General features: G+C 72.5%; 16 protein-coding genes. 6 read left to right on the top strand and 10 right to left on the bottom strand.

Annotated elements, in window-relative coordinates; genetic code table 11:
• Positions 1 to 20: 20 nt before the first annotated feature.
• Both H576_RS0108460 and H576_RS0108465 read right to left on the bottom strand, forming a co-directional pair.
• The gene (locus H576_RS0108460; protein WP_029150581.1) at positions 21 to 950 is read right to left on the bottom strand and encodes a TIGR03560 family F420-dependent LLM class oxidoreductase; all 930 of its coding nucleotides are present in this window, start codon (positions 948 to 950) and stop codon (positions 21 to 23) included.
• A gap of 28 nt (positions 951 to 978) precedes the next feature.
• Complete coding sequence (locus H576_RS0108465; RefSeq protein WP_029150582.1) at positions 979 to 1,950, bottom strand: cation diffusion facilitator family transporter; 972 nt, start codon at positions 1,948 to 1,950, stop codon at positions 979 to 981.
• A gap of 40 nt (positions 1,951 to 1,990) precedes the next feature.
• Here H576_RS0108465 and proC point away from each other — a divergent pair, with 40 nt between their 5' ends.
• The 3 genes from proC to H576_RS0108480 are packed head-to-tail and all read left to right on the top strand — an operon-like array spanning position 1,991 to position 4,926.
• Positions 1,991 to 2,827 (top strand): pyrroline-5-carboxylate reductase, encoded by an 837-nt coding sequence (gene proC / locus H576_RS0108470; RefSeq protein WP_029150583.1) that lies wholly within the window; start codon positions 1,991 to 1,993, stop codon positions 2,825 to 2,827.
• 59 nt (positions 2,828 to 2,886) lie between these two features.
• The gene (locus H576_RS0108475) at positions 2,887 to 4,212 is read left to right on the top strand and encodes a TrkH family potassium uptake protein (protein ID WP_211215789.1); all 1,326 of its coding nucleotides are present in this window, start codon (positions 2,887 to 2,889) and stop codon (positions 4,210 to 4,212) included.
• 18 nt (positions 4,213 to 4,230) lie between these two features.
• Complete coding sequence (locus H576_RS0108480) at positions 4,231 to 4,926, top strand: potassium channel family protein (protein WP_029150585.1); 696 nt, start codon at positions 4,231 to 4,233, stop codon at positions 4,924 to 4,926.
• 6 nt (positions 4,927 to 4,932) lie between these two features.
• Here H576_RS0108480 and H576_RS14990 read toward each other — a convergent pair whose 3' ends face one another.
• Both H576_RS14990 and H576_RS0108490 read right to left on the bottom strand, forming a co-directional pair.
• The gene (locus H576_RS14990) at positions 4,933 to 6,342 is read right to left on the bottom strand and encodes an HNH endonuclease signature motif containing protein (RefSeq protein WP_051172464.1); all 1,410 of its coding nucleotides are present in this window, start codon (positions 6,340 to 6,342) and stop codon (positions 4,933 to 4,935) included.
• Between the two features lie 60 nt (positions 6,343 to 6,402).
• Entirely contained in the window at positions 6,403 to 6,927 is a 525-nt protein-coding gene (locus H576_RS0108490; protein WP_029150586.1) for a CGNR zinc finger domain-containing protein, read from the bottom strand.
• 25 nt (positions 6,928 to 6,952) lie between these two features.
• On the opposite strand from H576_RS0108490, the gene H576_RS0108495 reads away from it, so the two are divergent.
• Positions 6,953 to 7,159: a hypothetical protein gene (locus H576_RS0108495; protein WP_029150587.1), complete on the top strand. Its 207-nt coding sequence runs from the start codon at positions 6,953 to 6,955 to the stop codon at positions 7,157 to 7,159.
• A 7-nt stretch (positions 7,160 to 7,166) separates the two neighbouring features.
• Here H576_RS0108495 and H576_RS0108500 read toward each other — a convergent pair whose 3' ends face one another.
• The 6 genes from H576_RS0108500 to H576_RS14995 are packed head-to-tail and all read right to left on the bottom strand — an operon-like array spanning position 7,167 to position 12,860.
• Complete coding sequence (locus H576_RS0108500; RefSeq protein ID WP_029150588.1) at positions 7,167 to 7,952, bottom strand: ABC transporter ATP-binding protein; 786 nt, start codon at positions 7,950 to 7,952, stop codon at positions 7,167 to 7,169.
• Positions 7,949 to 8,728 carry an ATP-binding cassette domain-containing protein gene (locus H576_RS0108505; RefSeq protein ID WP_029150589.1) on the bottom strand — a complete coding sequence of 260 codons (780 nt, stop codon included), beginning with the start codon at positions 8,726 to 8,728 and terminating at the stop codon, positions 7,949 to 7,951. Before H576_RS0108505 ends, H576_RS0108500 begins: the two co-directional genes overlap by 4 nt.
• Positions 8,725 to 9,558, bottom strand: coding sequence for an ABC transporter permease (locus tag H576_RS0108510; protein ID WP_029150590.1), 834 nt, complete (start codon positions 9,556 to 9,558; stop codon positions 8,725 to 8,727). Before H576_RS0108510 ends, H576_RS0108505 begins: the two co-directional genes overlap by 4 nt.
• Positions 9,555 to 10,505, bottom strand: coding sequence for an ABC transporter permease (locus H576_RS0108515; protein ID WP_029150591.1), 951 nt, complete (start codon positions 10,503 to 10,505; stop codon positions 9,555 to 9,557). Before H576_RS0108515 ends, H576_RS0108510 begins: the two co-directional genes overlap by 4 nt.
• 4 nt (positions 10,506 to 10,509) lie before the next feature.
• Positions 10,510 to 12,030, bottom strand: coding sequence for an ABC transporter substrate-binding protein (locus H576_RS0108520; protein WP_029150592.1), 1,521 nt, complete (start codon positions 12,028 to 12,030; stop codon positions 10,510 to 10,512).
• Entirely contained in the window at positions 12,027 to 12,860 is an 834-nt protein-coding gene (locus H576_RS14995; RefSeq protein WP_245559146.1) for an alpha/beta fold hydrolase, read from the bottom strand. Before H576_RS14995 ends, H576_RS0108520 begins: the two co-directional genes overlap by 4 nt.
• A gap of 195 nt (positions 12,861 to 13,055) precedes the next feature.
• Here H576_RS14995 and H576_RS0108530 point away from each other — a divergent pair, with 195 nt between their 5' ends.
• Positions 13,056 to 13,523: a carboxymuconolactone decarboxylase family protein gene (locus H576_RS0108530; protein WP_029150593.1), complete on the top strand. Its 468-nt coding sequence runs from the start codon at positions 13,056 to 13,058 to the stop codon at positions 13,521 to 13,523.
• 64 nt (positions 13,524 to 13,587) lie between these two features.
• On the top strand, positions 13,588 to 14,052 hold the full coding sequence (locus tag H576_RS0108535; RefSeq protein ID WP_029150594.1) for an SIP domain-containing protein: 465 nt from the start codon (positions 13,588 to 13,590) through the stop codon (positions 14,050 to 14,052).
• The last annotated feature ends 12 nt before the right edge of the window (positions 14,053 to 14,064 follow it).

Genomic DNA, 14,064 nt, shown 5'->3' on the forward strand with positions numbered 1-14,064 from the left:
AGGTTAGACGCATCTACGTTTCAGCGGAGTTTCGGGAGCACCTCTTCGCCGAGGAAGGCGACGTGATCCAGGTCCTCCATGTCGATGAGCTGGAAGTAGATCCGCTCGGCCCCGGCCTCGATGAGCGCGCCCGCCCGGTCGGCGATCTCCTGCGCCGAGCCGCAGAAGGTGCTGCGCCGGCGGAACGCCGCGAGGTCGACGTTCGTCGCGGCGGCGCGGCGCTCGAGGTCGGCCTCGCTCGCCCCCGCGAGCGTCGTGAGGGCCGTCGACAGCCGCAGCGTGCGGGGGTCGCGCCCGATCTCCTCGGCCGCGGCGCGGGCGCGTGCCCAGCGGTCGACGATGACGTCGTCGTCCTGGAACGCGACGTTGAACTCGCGCGCGAAGCGCGCCGCGAGGGCCGGCGTGCGCTTGAGACCCGCGCCGCCGATCGTGACGGGGATCCGCTCCTGGACCGTGGCGAAGGCGGGGCCGCCCTCGAGCGCGTAGTGCTCCCCGGAGAACGAGAACGGCTCTCCCGCCGTGCCGTGGAGGAGGCCCGTGATGATCGCGACCTGCTCCTCGAGCAGGTCGAAGCGCTTGGCCGGGAACGGGATCCCGTACGCGCGGTGCTCGTCCTCGAACCAGCCGGTCCCGAGGCCCAGCTCGACGCGCCCGCCCGACATCGCGTCGACCTGCGCGACCTGCGCCGCGAGGATCCCGGGGACGCGGTACGTGACGGACGAGACGAGCGTTCCGAGGCGCAGCGTCTCGGTCTCGCGCGCGAGCCCCGCGAGCGTCGTCCAGGCGTCGGTCGCGCCGGGCGCGACGCGCGGCATGTCGCCCATCGCGAGGAAGTGATCCGAGCGGAAGAAGCCGTCGAAGCCGGAGCGCTCGGCCTGCTGCGCGAAGGCGAGCTGCGTGTCGTAGGAGGCGCCCTGCTGGGGCTCGGTGAAGACGGCGAACTCGGTCATGCCCTCAGGCTATCGGCGCCGCCAGGGGTCAGTCGGAGGAGGGGAACACGAAGGCGTCGGTCGGCGGCTGGGCCTTCTTCGGGTCGCGGTACACGTCGGGCTCGAGGTAGATCAGGCGCGCGTTCGGGACGGCGGCGCGGATCCGCTCCTCGACGACGTCGATGTCGTAGGCGGCCGACTGCACGGGCTTGTCCTGGGGGAGGCCGATCTTGGCGGCGACGAGCATCTCCTCGGGGCCCACGTAGAGCGTCTTGATGTGGATGAGCTTCTGGACCTCGGGGCCGTCCTCGACGGCGCGGATGATCGCGTCGAGCTCCTGCCGCGTCGCGCCCTCGCCCACGAGGAGGCTCGCCATCTCGACGCCGACGATGAGGGCGATCACGACGAGCAGCACGCCGATCGCGAGGGTCCCCAGCGCGTCGAAGACCGGGTCGCCCGTGATCACCGTGCCCGTCACGCCCGCGAGCGCGAAGACGAGGCCCGTGAGCGCGCCCGTGTCCTCGAGCAGCAGGATCGGGAGCTCGGGGGAGCGCGAGCGGCGGACGAACTCCCACCACGACTGCCCCTTCTGCTTCACGGCGCGCGCCTCGCCGACGGCGGTGCGCAGCGAGAGGCCCTCGAGGACGATCGCGATCACGAGGATGACGATCGGCAGCCACCACCAGGTCTCGTCGAGGCCGTGCGGGTGCGTGAGCTTCTCGACGCCCTCGTAGATCGAGAACACGCCGCCGACCGAGAACAGGATGATGCCGACGATGAAGGCGTAGACGTAGCGCGAGCGACCGTAGCCGAAGGGGTGCTCGACGTCGGCGTGGCGGCGCGCGCGGGCGCCGCCGCTGAAGAGCAGGATCTGGTTGACCGAGTCGGCCAGGGAGTGCACGGCCTCGGCGAGCATCGAGGCCGAGCCCGACAGGAGCCATCCGATGAACTTCGCGAGGGCGATGCCCATGTTCGCGAGGAAAGCCGCGAGGATCGCTTTGCCGCCGCCGTGTGCACTCATGGCGACAGCGTATTCGAGCGCCGACGGTACCGTGGATGCCATGCCTGAAGCCCTGCCCTCTGTCGCGTTCCTCGGTGCCGGATCCATGGGAGGCGCGATCCTGCGCGGCCTCGTCGCGAGCGGGATCCCCGTGGGCGGCGTCCACGTGACCAACCGCTCGGCCGCGAAGGCCGCCGCGTTCTCGGGGCTCGAGGGCGTGACGAGCTGGGCGCTCGAGGAGACGCCCGACGCCAACGCGCGTGCCGCCGCGGCCGCCCGCGTCGTGCTCGTCGGCGTCAAGCCCGCCATGGTCGCCGATCTGCTCGAGGAGATCGCGCCGCACCTGCGGGACGACGCGATCGTCGTGAGCATCGCGGCGGGGATCACGCTCGCGCGGTTCGAGCAGAAGCTCCCGGGCGCCCACGTCGTGCGTTCGATGCCGAACACGCCGTCGACGGTCGGCAGGGGCGTGACGGGCATCGCGCCCGGCGCGCACGCGACCCCGGCCGACGTCGCGGTCGTGCGCCGCCTCTTCGAGACGGTCGGCCAGGTCGTCGAGGTCGACGGCGACGACGGGATCGACGCCGTCTCGACGATCTCGGGGTCAGGCCCCGCCTACGTCTTCCTGCTCATCGAGAAGCTCGTCGAGGCGGCCCGGCACCAGGGCTTCTCGGACGCCGACGCGCTGCTGCTCGCGCAGGGCACGTTCTCGGGCGCGACGGCGCTCATCGACGCCGAGGCCGAGGATCCCGCCGAGCTCCGGCGCCGCGTCACGAGCCCGAAGGGGACGACCGAGAGGGCCGTCGAGGTGCTGCAGGACGCCGACCTCGGGGCCCTGTTCGCGCGCGCGACCGACGCGGCGTACGCCCGCGCCAAGGAGCTCGCCGCCGAGGGCTGAGACACGCCCGCGGCGATTCCTCGTGTGCGGGTCGCGGACAGGCGTACTGTTCTCGATTCGTGAGGCATCTCGCGCCCGCCCAGGCGATCGTCCTGGCCTTCGGGCTCGCTCTCGTGATCGGCACCGGCCTGCTCTGGCTCCCGCTGTCGTCCCCGCCCGGCGTCGACACGACCTTCGTCGACGCGCTGTTCACGGCGACGTCCGCGCTGTGCGTGACGGGGCTCGCGGTCGTCGACACCGCGACGGCGTGGAACGGGTTCGGCCAGGCCGTGATCCTCGTGCTCATGCAGGTGGGCGGGCTCGGCGTCATGACCTTCGCGGCACTCATCGGGATCGCGCTCGCGCGGAAGCTCGGGGTCCGCGCGCGCATGACGGCGTCGGCCGAGACGAAGCACGCGGGGCCCGCGAGCATCCGGCGCATCGTCGGCGGGATCTTCGTGACCTCCGTCACGGTCGAGGGGTCGGTCGCGCTCCTCCTCTTCGTGCGCTTCCTCACGGGGTACCGGGAGAACGTGGTGACCGCCGCGTGGCACGCCGTCTTCCACGCCGTCTCGTCGTTCAACAACGCGGGCTTCGCGCTGTTCAGCGACAACCTCTCGGGGTTCGTGTCCGACCCCTGGATCTGCCTCCCGATCTGCGCGGCGATCATCATCGGCGGGCTCGGCTTCCCGGTGCTGCGCGAGCTGCGCCGCGAGCTCAGCGTGCCGCGGCGGTGGTCGATGAACACGCGCATCGTGATCGCCGGGACGCTTGCCCTGCTCGTCGTCGGGACCGTCGCGATCACGACGATGGAGTGGTCGAACCCGGCGACCCTCGGATCCCTGAGCCCGGCGTCGCGCGTGCTCGCGGGGTTCTTCCACGCGGTGCAGACCCGCACGGCGGGGTTCAACTCGGTCGACATCGGGCAGATGCACGACGAGACGTGGCTCGTCATGGACGTCCTCATGTTCATCGGCGGCGGGCCCGCGGGCACGGCGGGCGGCATCAAGCTCACGACCTTCGCCGTGCTGCTCTTCATCCTCGTGACCGAGCTGCGCGGTGGGTCGGCCGTCAACATCTTCGGGAAGCGCCTCGCGCGCTCGGTGCACAGGGAGGCGATCTCGGTCGTCCTGCTGGCGCTCGCCGCGGTGATCTCGGCGACGCTCGCGATCCTCGCGATGACCGAATACGGCCTCGACCGCGTGCTCTTCGAGACGATCTCGGCGTTCGGCACCGTGGGCCTCTCGACGGGGATCACGCCCGACCTCCCGACGGCGGGGAAGCTGATCCTCGTCGCCCTCATGTTCATCGGGCGTCTCGGCCCGATGACGCTCGGGACGGCGCTCGCCCTGCGCGACCGCCCCATCGCCTACGAACTGCCCAAGGAGCGCCCGGCCATCGGCTGAGGCGCGAAAGGAGAAGAAATGGGATCCCTTCTGTCGTTCGGCGAGCGGAGCCGGCGCATCGCCGAGGCCGACTCGGTCGTCGTCATCGGCCTCGGCCGGTTCGGGCGCTCGGTCGCGCTCGAGCTCATGGCGTCGGGGACCGAGGTCCTCGGGATCGACGTGTCGGAGGACGCCGTGCAGGCGCTCAACGGCGAGCTCACCCAGGTGGTGCGCGCCGACGCCACGCGCGAGGAGGTGCTGCAGCAGCTCGCGGTCGACCAGTTCGACCGCGCCGTCATCGCCATCTCGGGCGACCTGAAGGCGTCGATCATCATCGCGTCGATGCTCCTGCAGCTCCGGGGGCCGCAGATCTGGGCGAAGGCGATCGACGAGCAGCATGGGAGGATCCTCGAGCAGCTCGGCATCGATCACATCGTCTACCCGGAGTCGGACATGGGGCGCCGCGTCGCGCACCTCGTGCGCGGGGCCGCGAAGGACTACCTCGAGATCGACCCGGGATACGCGCTCGTGAAGGTGACGGCGCCGACCGAGCTGTGCGGCGGAGCCCTGGGCGAGAAGAACCTGCGCTCGCGCTACGGCATCACGATCGCGGCTCGCCGGCGGGGATCCGCGGAGTGGGAGCACGCCGGTCACGACACCGTGCTCGACCCGGGCGACAGCGTGCTCGCCGTCGGCCCCACGAAGCGGGTCGAGGCCTTCGCGCAGCTGCGCTGATCGCGCTCAGAACGGCGCGGGCGCGCGGGTGCGCGGCGCCGGCTCGGCGGGCGGCCCGCCGTCGGCCGACAGGTCGCGGAACCGCACCCGCGACGCCGGGACCGTCGTGCGCTTCGCCCCGAGCGGAGACGTCCACTCGTAGACCCCTCGGGCGAGCTGCCTCACCCGCCAGGGCGTCGCGTGCTTCACGACGTGGTGCGCGGCGCAGAGGCAGCCGAGGTTGTCGAGGCTCGTCGCTCCGCCGAGCGCGTAGTCGTGCGTGTGGTCGATGTCGCAGCTGCGGGCCTTCGCCTCGCATCCCGGGAACCGGCATGTGCCGTCGCGCGCGAGCAGGAATCGGCGCTGCTCGCGCCGCGGCCGGTAGCTGTCGGTCGCGGTGACCTGCCCGTCGGGCGCGACGAAGATGCGATCCCACGTGGGCGCCGTGCCCGCGACGCGCTTCGCCGCCGCGGTGCTGATCGGCTGCTCGTTCTCGAGCAGCGCCCGGCCCATCTCCCGTGCCGCGCCGCCCGGCGTGCCGGCGTCGACGTCCGTGAGGCGATCGACCGGGATGATCACCTGCACCGTCGCACGGATCTCGCCGAGCGCCGTGTCGCCGGGCGTGTGCTGCTGGTGCGCGTTCGGGGCGCCGGTGAGCATGATGTCGAGGAGGAGATCGGCCCGGATCTGGTCGAGCGTCCGCCTGCTCGGGTCGGCCTCCTCGGCCCTCCCGGCTTCCTCGCCCCGCTCCCGCCGGTGCTCGGCCCGGTGCGCGGCCGCGACCGAGCGCCCCATCGTCGTGAGCCTGTCGAAGACGCCGTGGATCGCGGTCGACTCGCCGACGGCGCAGAGCTCGCTCATGCCGTGGTCGAGGTCGCGGAGGACGACGCGGCGCTTCGCCCTCGACAGCTCGTGCAGATGCTCGACGTCGCGCGGCTCGAGCCGATCGACGAGTGTCTTCGCCGCGCGCCGTGTGCGGGGCGCCGTCGCGTCGACCGCGTTCTCGAGGCAGAGCCGCTCGAACCGGGACCGGGCCTCGTCGGTCGTCAGGGCCTGCCCCTCGGACACGATCGCGCGGGCGTGCTCGAGCGAGATCCGCCCGGCGCGCAGCGCCTGCTGCGTCGCGGGGTACATCGAGGTGAGCGCGTCGGCGTCGGCCAGCTGGCGCTCGGCCACGGTGCGGGAGACCCGCGACGACGACGCGACCTCCTCGGCCATCGATCGATACGGGAGATCCTGCTCGTCGCCCGATGCGCCGCTGCGCTTCGACTGCGCCCGCGCGATCGCCTGCAGGACGGCGTGCGCCGACGCGGCGAGGCTGTCGGCCCCCGCGCGCATCTCGTCGGCCGCACGGAGCGCCGCGAGCGCCTCGTCGGCGCGCTCGCGCTCGAAGGGAGTCATGTCCCACGAGGTCGGAGGCGGCGCCGGGTTCGTCATGGGGCCAGTCTATCGAAGAAAGATTCGAAAGGCAAGGATTGCGAGAGAAGAAAGATACGTCTATTCGTTCCTGATCCGTGCGCGGTGCCGCCGCACGGCCGCGCGGTTCGCGCACCGCGTCGAGCAGTAGCGCTGCCGCCCGTTCCGCGTGACGTCGACCACGACGCGCGTGCACGGATCCGCCGCGCACCTCCCGAGCCGGTGCATCCCGCGCGTCACGAGGTGCAGCGCCGTGCCGACCGCGATCACGGAGGCGAGCGCGTCGGGCATCGAGCGATCGGGGGCGCGGTAGTGCAGGTGCCAGCCCTGGCCGTCGTGGTCGGTCATCCGCGGGTACGCCGCCGCTCGAGCCATGCGCTCGTTGAGGGCCTCGGCTCGAACGGCATCGCTCGGCGTGTCGACGACCTCGAGCCAGCCGTCGATCACGGCGCGCGTGCGGGGGTGGTCGTCCTCCTCCTCGGGCCACGCGAGCGTCATGCCGAACTCCCGCGTGCGCTCGAACAGCGCGGCGCGATCGGCCGGCCAGTCGTTCGCGAGCGAGCCCGCGAGCAGGACCGCGTACTCCCCGTAAGGGTTGAGATGCATAAGGGCATTACATCAGACTCGGATCATGCCCACCACGCGCTCCCTCCCGCTGCCCGAAGCCGTCGACGCGACAGCGCACGAGCACGCCTGGGCGACGGCGTCGGCGCACGCGACGTCCGAGGGCGTCGTCCGCTACGTCTCGTGCCCCTGCGGAGCGCGCCGCGTCGACCTGCAGCCGTACGGCGCCGTCGTCCCCGCGCCGCTGAGCGGCGTCGTCGCGCCGCGGGCCTGAGCCGCGCCTACGGGAGCGTCGGGATCGAGGCCAGGAGACGCCGGGTGTAGGGGTCTGCTGGCCGCCTCAGCACCTCCGCGGTCGCGCCCTGCTCGACGATCGCTCCGTCCTTCATGACCGCGACCTGCTCGCAGAGGCTCTGCACGACGCCGATGTCGTGGCTCACGAGCACGAGGGTCATGCCGGTCTCGCGCCGCAGCTCCCCGAGGAGGCGCAGGATCTGCGCGCGCACCGTGACGTCGAGGGCCGAGAGAGGCTCGTCGCCGAAGAGCACCGCGGGGCGGTGGGCGATCGCCCGCGCGAGGGCGACACGCTGCCGCTGGCCGCCCGAGAACTCGTGCGGGTACCGCTCGGTCGCGTCGGCTCCGAGGCCCACCTGGCCGAGGACCTCCGCGACCCGGGCGCGGTGGTCGCCCGGCACGCCGAGCGCCCACAGCGGCTCGGCGACGATGCGCCCGACCGTCATGCGCGGGTCGAGCGAGGCGTACGGATCCTGGAACACGACGCCCGTCATGCGCCGCAGCCACCGCTGCGATCGGGCGGGCGCCGACGCGTCGACGAGTCGCCCCCCGACGTCGACCGTCCCGGTCGTCGGGGTCTCGAGGCCGAGCAGGAGCCGGACGAGCGTCGACTTGCCCGAGCCCGACTCGCCGATGATCCCGAGCGACGAGCCCGCGCGGATCGTGAGACTCGTCGGCTCGAGCGCGACAGACGTCGCGCGCCGCTCGAAGAGCGTGCGGCGGGGCACGGGGTGCGAGCGCGAGACGCCGTGCGCCACGATGAGATCGGTCATCCGGCCCTCCAGAGGGTCGCGGTCGCGTCGCGCAGGAGCCCCTGCGTCACGGGGTGCTCGGGCGCCGTCAGGAGCCGCTTCACGGGCCCGCGCTCGACGGCGCGGCCGCGCTCGAGCACGACGGCGTCGGTCGCGACCCGCGCCAGCACGGCGAGGTCGTGCGTCACGAAGACGAGCGACATGCCGCGCTCGGCGGTGAGACCCATCATGAGCTCGAGCATCTCGGCCTGGATCGTCACGTCGAGCGCCGTCGTCGGCTCGTCGGCGATCAGCAGGTCGGGCTCGCAGGCGAGGGCCATCGCGAGGGCCACGCGCTGCCGCTGACCGCCCGAGAGCTGGTGCGGGTACCGGGAGACGATCCGTTCGGGGTCCGGCAGCGCGACGAGCCGCGCGAGCTCGACCGCGAGCGTCGCGGCCTCGCGCTTCGACGCGCCCCGGTGGATCCGCGCGGGCTCGCCGATCTGGCGCCCGACGGTGCGGATCGGGTTGAGCGCCGTCTGCGGCTCCTGGAACACCATGCCGATCTCGTCGCCGCGCAGGCGGGCGAGGTCGCGGTCCGGGATCCCGAGGATCTCGCGCCCGTTCCAGCGGACGGATCCCGTCGCGCTCGCCGCGTCCGGCAGGAGCCCGAGGACCGCGAGGGCCGTGAGCGACTTGCCGGATCCCGACTCCCCGATGAGCCCGAGGCGCGCGCCGTCGGGCACGGCGAACGACAGCCCGTCGACGACGGGCCTTCCGCCGATCTCGATACGCAGATCCTCGACCTCGAGCGTCATGACGCCGCCTCCCGTGACCGGAGCGCGGGGTCGGTCGCGTCGCGCAGCGCGTCGCCCAGCAAGTTGAGCGCGAGCACCGTGACCGTGATCGCGAGCCCCGGCCACACGACGCTCAGGGGGTGCTGCGCGATGTAGCTCTGCAGCTCGCTGAGCAGCAGGCCCCAGCTGGGCGTCGCGGCGGGGGATCCGAAGCCGAGGTAGGACAGGCCCGCCTCGGCGAGGACGGCCGCGGCCATCGACCACGAGAGCTGCACGATGAACACGGGCGCCGCGTTCGGCAGCAGGTGCCGGGCGAGGATCTGGCCGCGGGTGAGGCCCGAGGCGCGCGCCGCGAGGACGAAGTCGGCGCGGTTCAGCCGGCGGAGCTCCCCGCGCGCGACGCGCGCGATGTTGACCCCGTATCCGATGCCGACGGCCCAGACGACGACCCAGAGGGATCCGCCCCACACTGCCGACAGCATCATCGCGATGAGGAGGACGGGGAACGCGATGAGGATGTCGACCGCGACCGCGACGACCTCGCGCACGGGCCGGGCCGTCAGGGCGCCGAGAGCCGCGAGCAGGACGCCGACCGCGATCGCGACGGCGCCCGCGCCGAGCGCGACCGCGACCGTCACGCGCGCCCCGGCCATGAGGTTCGAGAGGATGTCGCGGCCCGAGTCGTCTGTCCCGAGCAGGTGCGGCCAGCCCGGCCCCGCCCAGCGCGCGTAGGCGTCGGCGTGGCGCGGGTCGAACGGCGTCCAGAGGAGCGAGACGAGCGCCGTGAGCGTCACGGCGGCGAGGACGACGAGGGCGGTGCGGCCCGTTCCGATGCGCCAGAGGCTCCTCATGACGCCTCCCTCTGCCGCGGGTCGAGGGCGTGATGGACGAGGTCGACGACGAAGCCGACGACGAGCACGAAGCCCGTGAGGACGAGAAGCTCGCCCTGCACCTTCACGAGGTCGCGCGACCCGACGTCGGCGACGAGCATGCGCCCGATCCCCGGGAGGTTGAAGAGCTGTTCGACGACGACGGCGCCGACCAGGATCCCCGCGATCTGCACGCCGAGGACCGTGATGACCGAGAGGCCGACGCTCGGCAGGCCGTGCTGCAGGAGGGCGCGCGTGCGGGTGAGGCCCTTCGCCGCCGCCGTCCGGACGAAGTCCTGGCCGAGCGCCGTCAGGGTCGCGCTGCGCACGAAGCGCATGAGCAGGGCGCCCTCGACGACCCCGATCGTGATCGCCGGGAGGAGGAGAGACTCGAGCGCGGCGCCGGGGTGGCGCCACCCGCCGCGGGGGAAGCCCTGCGCCGGCAGCCAGCCGAGCGCGATCGCGAAGACCACGACGAGCATCATCCCCGCCCACACGACGGGCACCGCCGCGAGGATCTGCGACGCGACCCCGATCGCGGCACCCGACGGGCGACCCCGCCGGAGCGCCGCGAGGACCCCGAACGGCACCGCGATGACGACCGCGATCGCGAGCGCCAGGAGGCCGAGCGGCAGGGTGACGCGGGCCTTGTCGGCGAGCTCTCCGAGGACGGGGGATCCCGTGAGCAGCGAGTCGCCGAAGTCGCCCCGCATGATCCCGCCCGTCCACGACAGGTACTGCGCGATGAGCGGCTGGTCGAGGCCCAGCTCCGCGCGGATCCGCGCCGCCTGCGCGGCGGTCCCCTCGGTGCCGACGATCATCTGCGCGACGTCGCCCGGGAGGACCCGCAGGGTCGCGAAGATCAGCACGCTCGCGACGACGAGGCCGAGCGCGAGGAGCGCGGCCCTCGTCAGCGCGTATCGCACCACGGCGTCAGGCGGCGTCGACCGTCACGCCCGCGAAGGGCAGGCGCGACGAGGGCGACCACGTCGGGAAGCCGTGGACGTAGGGGGCCGTCGCGATCATGACCTTCCACGTGTAGAGCCAGTCGACGGGGTTCTGCTCGGCGACGACGCGGGCCGCCTGCGCGAGCAGGTCTGCCGAGGCGTCGGCGTCGGTCTGCCGCATGGCCTGCGCGTACAGGTCCTGGACCTGCGCGAGGGCGTCTTCGTCGTTCATCGCGTAGTAGTAGTCGGGGTCGGTCCAGGTCGCGAAGTCGCGCGCCTCGACGTGGTCGACGTAGCTCAGCTGCCAGTCGCCGCGCGTATCGGGGCTGAAGACGTCGTTGAGCCAGGTCGAGAACTCGACGCGGTCGATCCTCAGCGTGACGCCGACGTCGGCGAGCATCGAGACGACGAGGTTCGAGACCGTCGTCGAGTAGTGGTTCGGCATCGTGAGCGTCAGCGTGAGGTCCTGCGCTCCGGCCTCGGCGAGCAGACTGCGGGCCTCGTCGGGGTCGAACGAGAGGGTGTCGGACAGATCCTCGTAGCCGGGGTCGAGCTCCGGGATCGGGCCGTACTGCGCCGTCGCGGTGCCGACCGCCGCGACGATCGCGTCGTGGTCGATCGCGAGGCGCAGGGCCTCGCGCACGCGCGGGTCGTCGAGGGGCGCGGCGCCGCTGTTGAAGGCGAGGATGAACTTGTCGGTCGTGTCGGCCGTCGTGACGTCGAAGCCGTCCTCGAGCTGCGGCGCGAGCTCGTTGTCGACGGCGGCCAGGACGTCGAGGGATCCGTCGAGCCCCGCGTTGACCATCGCGGCCGTGTCGTCGAAGTAGCTGAGGACGACCTCGGCGACGCCGGCCGCGTCGCCCCAGTAGCCGTCGTAGCGCTCGAGGACGATGCTGTCGCCCTGGTTCCATTCACCGAGCGTGAAGGGGCCCGTGCCGTTCTCGGCCGTGCGCATGTCGGTGTCGTCGCCCTCGTCGAGGACGATGCCCGCGGGGCCCGTGAGGGCGAAGAGCAGATCCTGGTCGGGCTCCGCGAGGGTGATGACGACGGTCTGGTCGTCGGGCGCGTCGACCGACGCGACCGACGCGAGGTCGGAGCTTCCGATCGCCCCGGCGTCGCCGCGCACCTGGTCGAGCGACCAGACGACGTCGCCCGCCGTCATGTCGGCGCCGTCGTGGAAGGTGACGCCCGTCTCGAGGTCGAAGGTGTAGGTGAGCCCGTCGTCCGAGACGTCCCACGAGGAGGCGAGCGCGGGGACGACGTCCTCGCCGTCGTCGCGCGCGACGAGGCCCTCGTAGACGTTGCCGACGAGCGCCTGCTCGAGGGCGACCCCCGAGGTCGAGCGGATGTCGAGGTTCGTCGGCGCCGTCACGAGGCCCACGTTCAGGGTCGCGTCGGGGTCGACATCGCCCGAGGCGGGTCCGCCGGATCCCCCCGAGCAGCTCGCGAGGACGAGAGCGGAGGCGGCGAAGACGGCCCCCGCCGTGAGGGTGCGGCGCAGGGTCATGCGGGATCCTTCGTTTCGGCCAGCAGGGCGGCGAGCTCTGCCCACGCCGTCTCCTGCACGTTGTGGGGAGCGTCGACGTCGTGGACGACGGCGCCCGGGGCCACGCGGGCGAGGCGGGCGATCGCGTCGTCCGTGAGGATGCCGCGGGTCGCGCGGACGAGCTCGACGGGCGCGGCGACGCGGCCGAGCACGTCCCAGAGGTCGTCGCCGAACGCCGGCATGCCGCGCGGCATGTCGACGACGGGCGAGAGGACGTGGGCGATGTGGTGCTTCCACTCGACCTTCCCGTCCGCGCGCATGCGGGTGTTGAGCTCGACGCCGCGCCGCGCGTCGGCGCGCTCGCCGCCCAGGCCGAACGACATCGCGTAGTCGGTCGCGTCGTCGACCGAATCGAACTCGATGCGGCGGTAGAACTCGACGAGCCCGTCGGCGCCCTGCTGCGCCGAGGCGCCGGGCAGGATGTCGACGAGCGTCAGACGGCTCACGAGGTCCGGGCGGTCTGACGCGACGAGCGTCGCCGTCATGCCGCCGAGCGAGTGGCCGACGAGGTGCACCGGCGCGTCGGCCCACGCCTCGATCGCCGTCGCGAGGTCGGGCGCGAGCGCGGCGGGGGAGTAGTCGGCGTCCTCCCGCCACGACGAGTCGCCGTGGCCTGGGAGGTCGATCGCGAGGATCGCGCCGCCGAGCGCGGCGATCGTCCGATCCCAGGTGCGGGCGTTCAGGCCGGCCCCGTGGACGAGCACGATGCGGGGCGCGGCCGCCGTGCGCAGCGCGGACAGCGAGCGGCCGTCCGGCAGGGTGAGCGAGAGCCGCTCGGGGGGTGTCGTCACGGGGATCCTTCGCGCGAGGAACGGGGGTGCTGTGGTTGCGGCCATTGTGGGGCCTCGCGAGCCCCGCGCGGAAATCAGGCGCAGAAGTGCGCATTTCCAGAGTGCTGAGCTCAGCGTATTCGTCAATAGTTAGCAGTTGTGGCGTGCAGAGTGATCTTCTTCGCGTCCCGGCTCGCTCCTCGATACGGTGTGCGCATGAGCGAACAGCGAGTGCATCTGGCTAAGTCGGCGATGGGCGTCTACCAGTCCCTCGACGCGTTCTCGAAGGAGGTCGGCCGCACGGCGCGCGAGTACGGCGTCGACGACCGGCTGCGGGAGCTCGTGCAGCTGCGGTGCTCGCAGATCAACGGGTGCGCGTACTGCCTGCGCGTGCACGTCGAGCGGGCGCAGAAGGCGGGCGTCACGATGGACGAGCTCGGCCAGCTCTCGTCCTGGCGCGAGTCGGGGGTCTTCGCGGAGCGGGAGCGCGCGGCGCTCGAGCTCGCCGAGGCGCACACGCTGATCCACGAGGGAGGGATCCCTGACGACGTGTACGACCGCGTCGGCGCGGTCCTCACCGAGCAGGAGTACGTCGCCGTCAGCTGGATCGCGATCTCGATCAACGCGTTCAACCGCCTGACGATCGCGGGGCGGTACCCCGTCCCTCCCCTCGCCTCCGCATGAGCCGGCTGTGAGACCCGAGGGACTGTGAGGTAAGCCTCACCTACCGGTGTATCCTGGCGGGATCATGACCGCCGTATCCCTCGCCGAGACGCACGACGACATCACCTGTCGCTCGCGCCGGCACGCGCGGGCCCAGCACCTCGTCACGGCAGACGAGCACTCGCTCGTCGACCTCGAGCTTTTCCTCGCGACGCTGCCGCTCTGCGCGACGGGCCGCGTCTTCGTCGAGGTCCCGGACGCGACGTGGGTCTCGGATCTCGCGGTCCCCGCGCGCATGAGCGTCACGTGGCTCGACCGCTCGGCCCGCCGCGGCGAGCCGGGGACCGGTCGATTCTGCGGCACGGGCCTCGCCCTGACGCGCGCCGTCACGGCCTACGCCGACGAGGTCATCTGTGACGAGCACGCCCCGACGATCACCCTCCTCGCGGGCTTCGTCGCGACGGCCGACATCGTCGACCACCTCACGTCGCGCCGCGGCGTCGACCGCGCGCGGATCATGACGACCCCCGAGGTCGCCGCCTACCTCTGATCGGCGCCCGCC

This window comes from Microbacterium indicum DSM 19969 (assembly GCF_000422385.1).
Lineage (GTDB): Bacteria > Actinomycetota > Actinomycetes > Actinomycetales > Microbacteriaceae > Microbacterium > Microbacterium indicum.

Coding starts and splice junctions, on each gene's coding strand:
- H576_RS0108460 (WP_029150581.1), bottom strand. CDS start 950: ATGACCGAGTTCGCCGTCTTCACCGAGCCCCAGCAGGGCGCCTCCTAC.
- H576_RS0108465 (WP_029150582.1), bottom strand. CDS start 1,950: ATGAGTGCACACGGCGGCGGCAAAGCGATCCTCGCGGCTTTCCTCGCG.
- proC (WP_029150583.1), top strand. CDS start 1,991: ATGCCTGAAGCCCTGCCCTCTGTCGCGTTCCTCGGTGCCGGATCCATG.
- H576_RS0108480 (WP_029150585.1), top strand. CDS start 4,231: ATGGGATCCCTTCTGTCGTTCGGCGAGCGGAGCCGGCGCATCGCCGAG.
- H576_RS14990 (WP_051172464.1), bottom strand. CDS start 6,342: ATGACGAACCCGGCGCCGCCTCCGACCTCGTGGGACATGACTCCCTTC.
- H576_RS0108490 (WP_029150586.1), bottom strand. CDS start 6,927: ATGCATCTCAACCCTTACGGGGAGTACGCGGTCCTGCTCGCGGGCTCG.
- H576_RS0108495 (WP_029150587.1), top strand. CDS start 6,953: ATGCCCACCACGCGCTCCCTCCCGCTGCCCGAAGCCGTCGACGCGACA.
- H576_RS0108500 (WP_029150588.1), bottom strand. CDS start 7,952: ATGACCGATCTCATCGTGGCGCACGGCGTCTCGCGCTCGCACCCCGTG.
- H576_RS0108505 (WP_029150589.1), bottom strand. CDS start 8,728: ATGACGCTCGAGGTCGAGGATCTGCGTATCGAGATCGGCGGAAGGCCC.
- H576_RS0108510 (WP_029150590.1), bottom strand. CDS start 9,558: ATGAGGAGCCTCTGGCGCATCGGAACGGGCCGCACCGCCCTCGTCGTC.
- H576_RS0108520 (WP_029150592.1), bottom strand. CDS start 12,030: ATGACCCTGCGCCGCACCCTCACGGCGGGGGCCGTCTTCGCCGCCTCC.
- H576_RS0108530 (WP_029150593.1), top strand. CDS start 13,056: ATGAGCGAACAGCGAGTGCATCTGGCTAAGTCGGCGATGGGCGTCTAC.
- H576_RS0108535 (WP_029150594.1), top strand. CDS start 13,588: ATGACCGCCGTATCCCTCGCCGAGACGCACGACGACATCACCTGTCGC.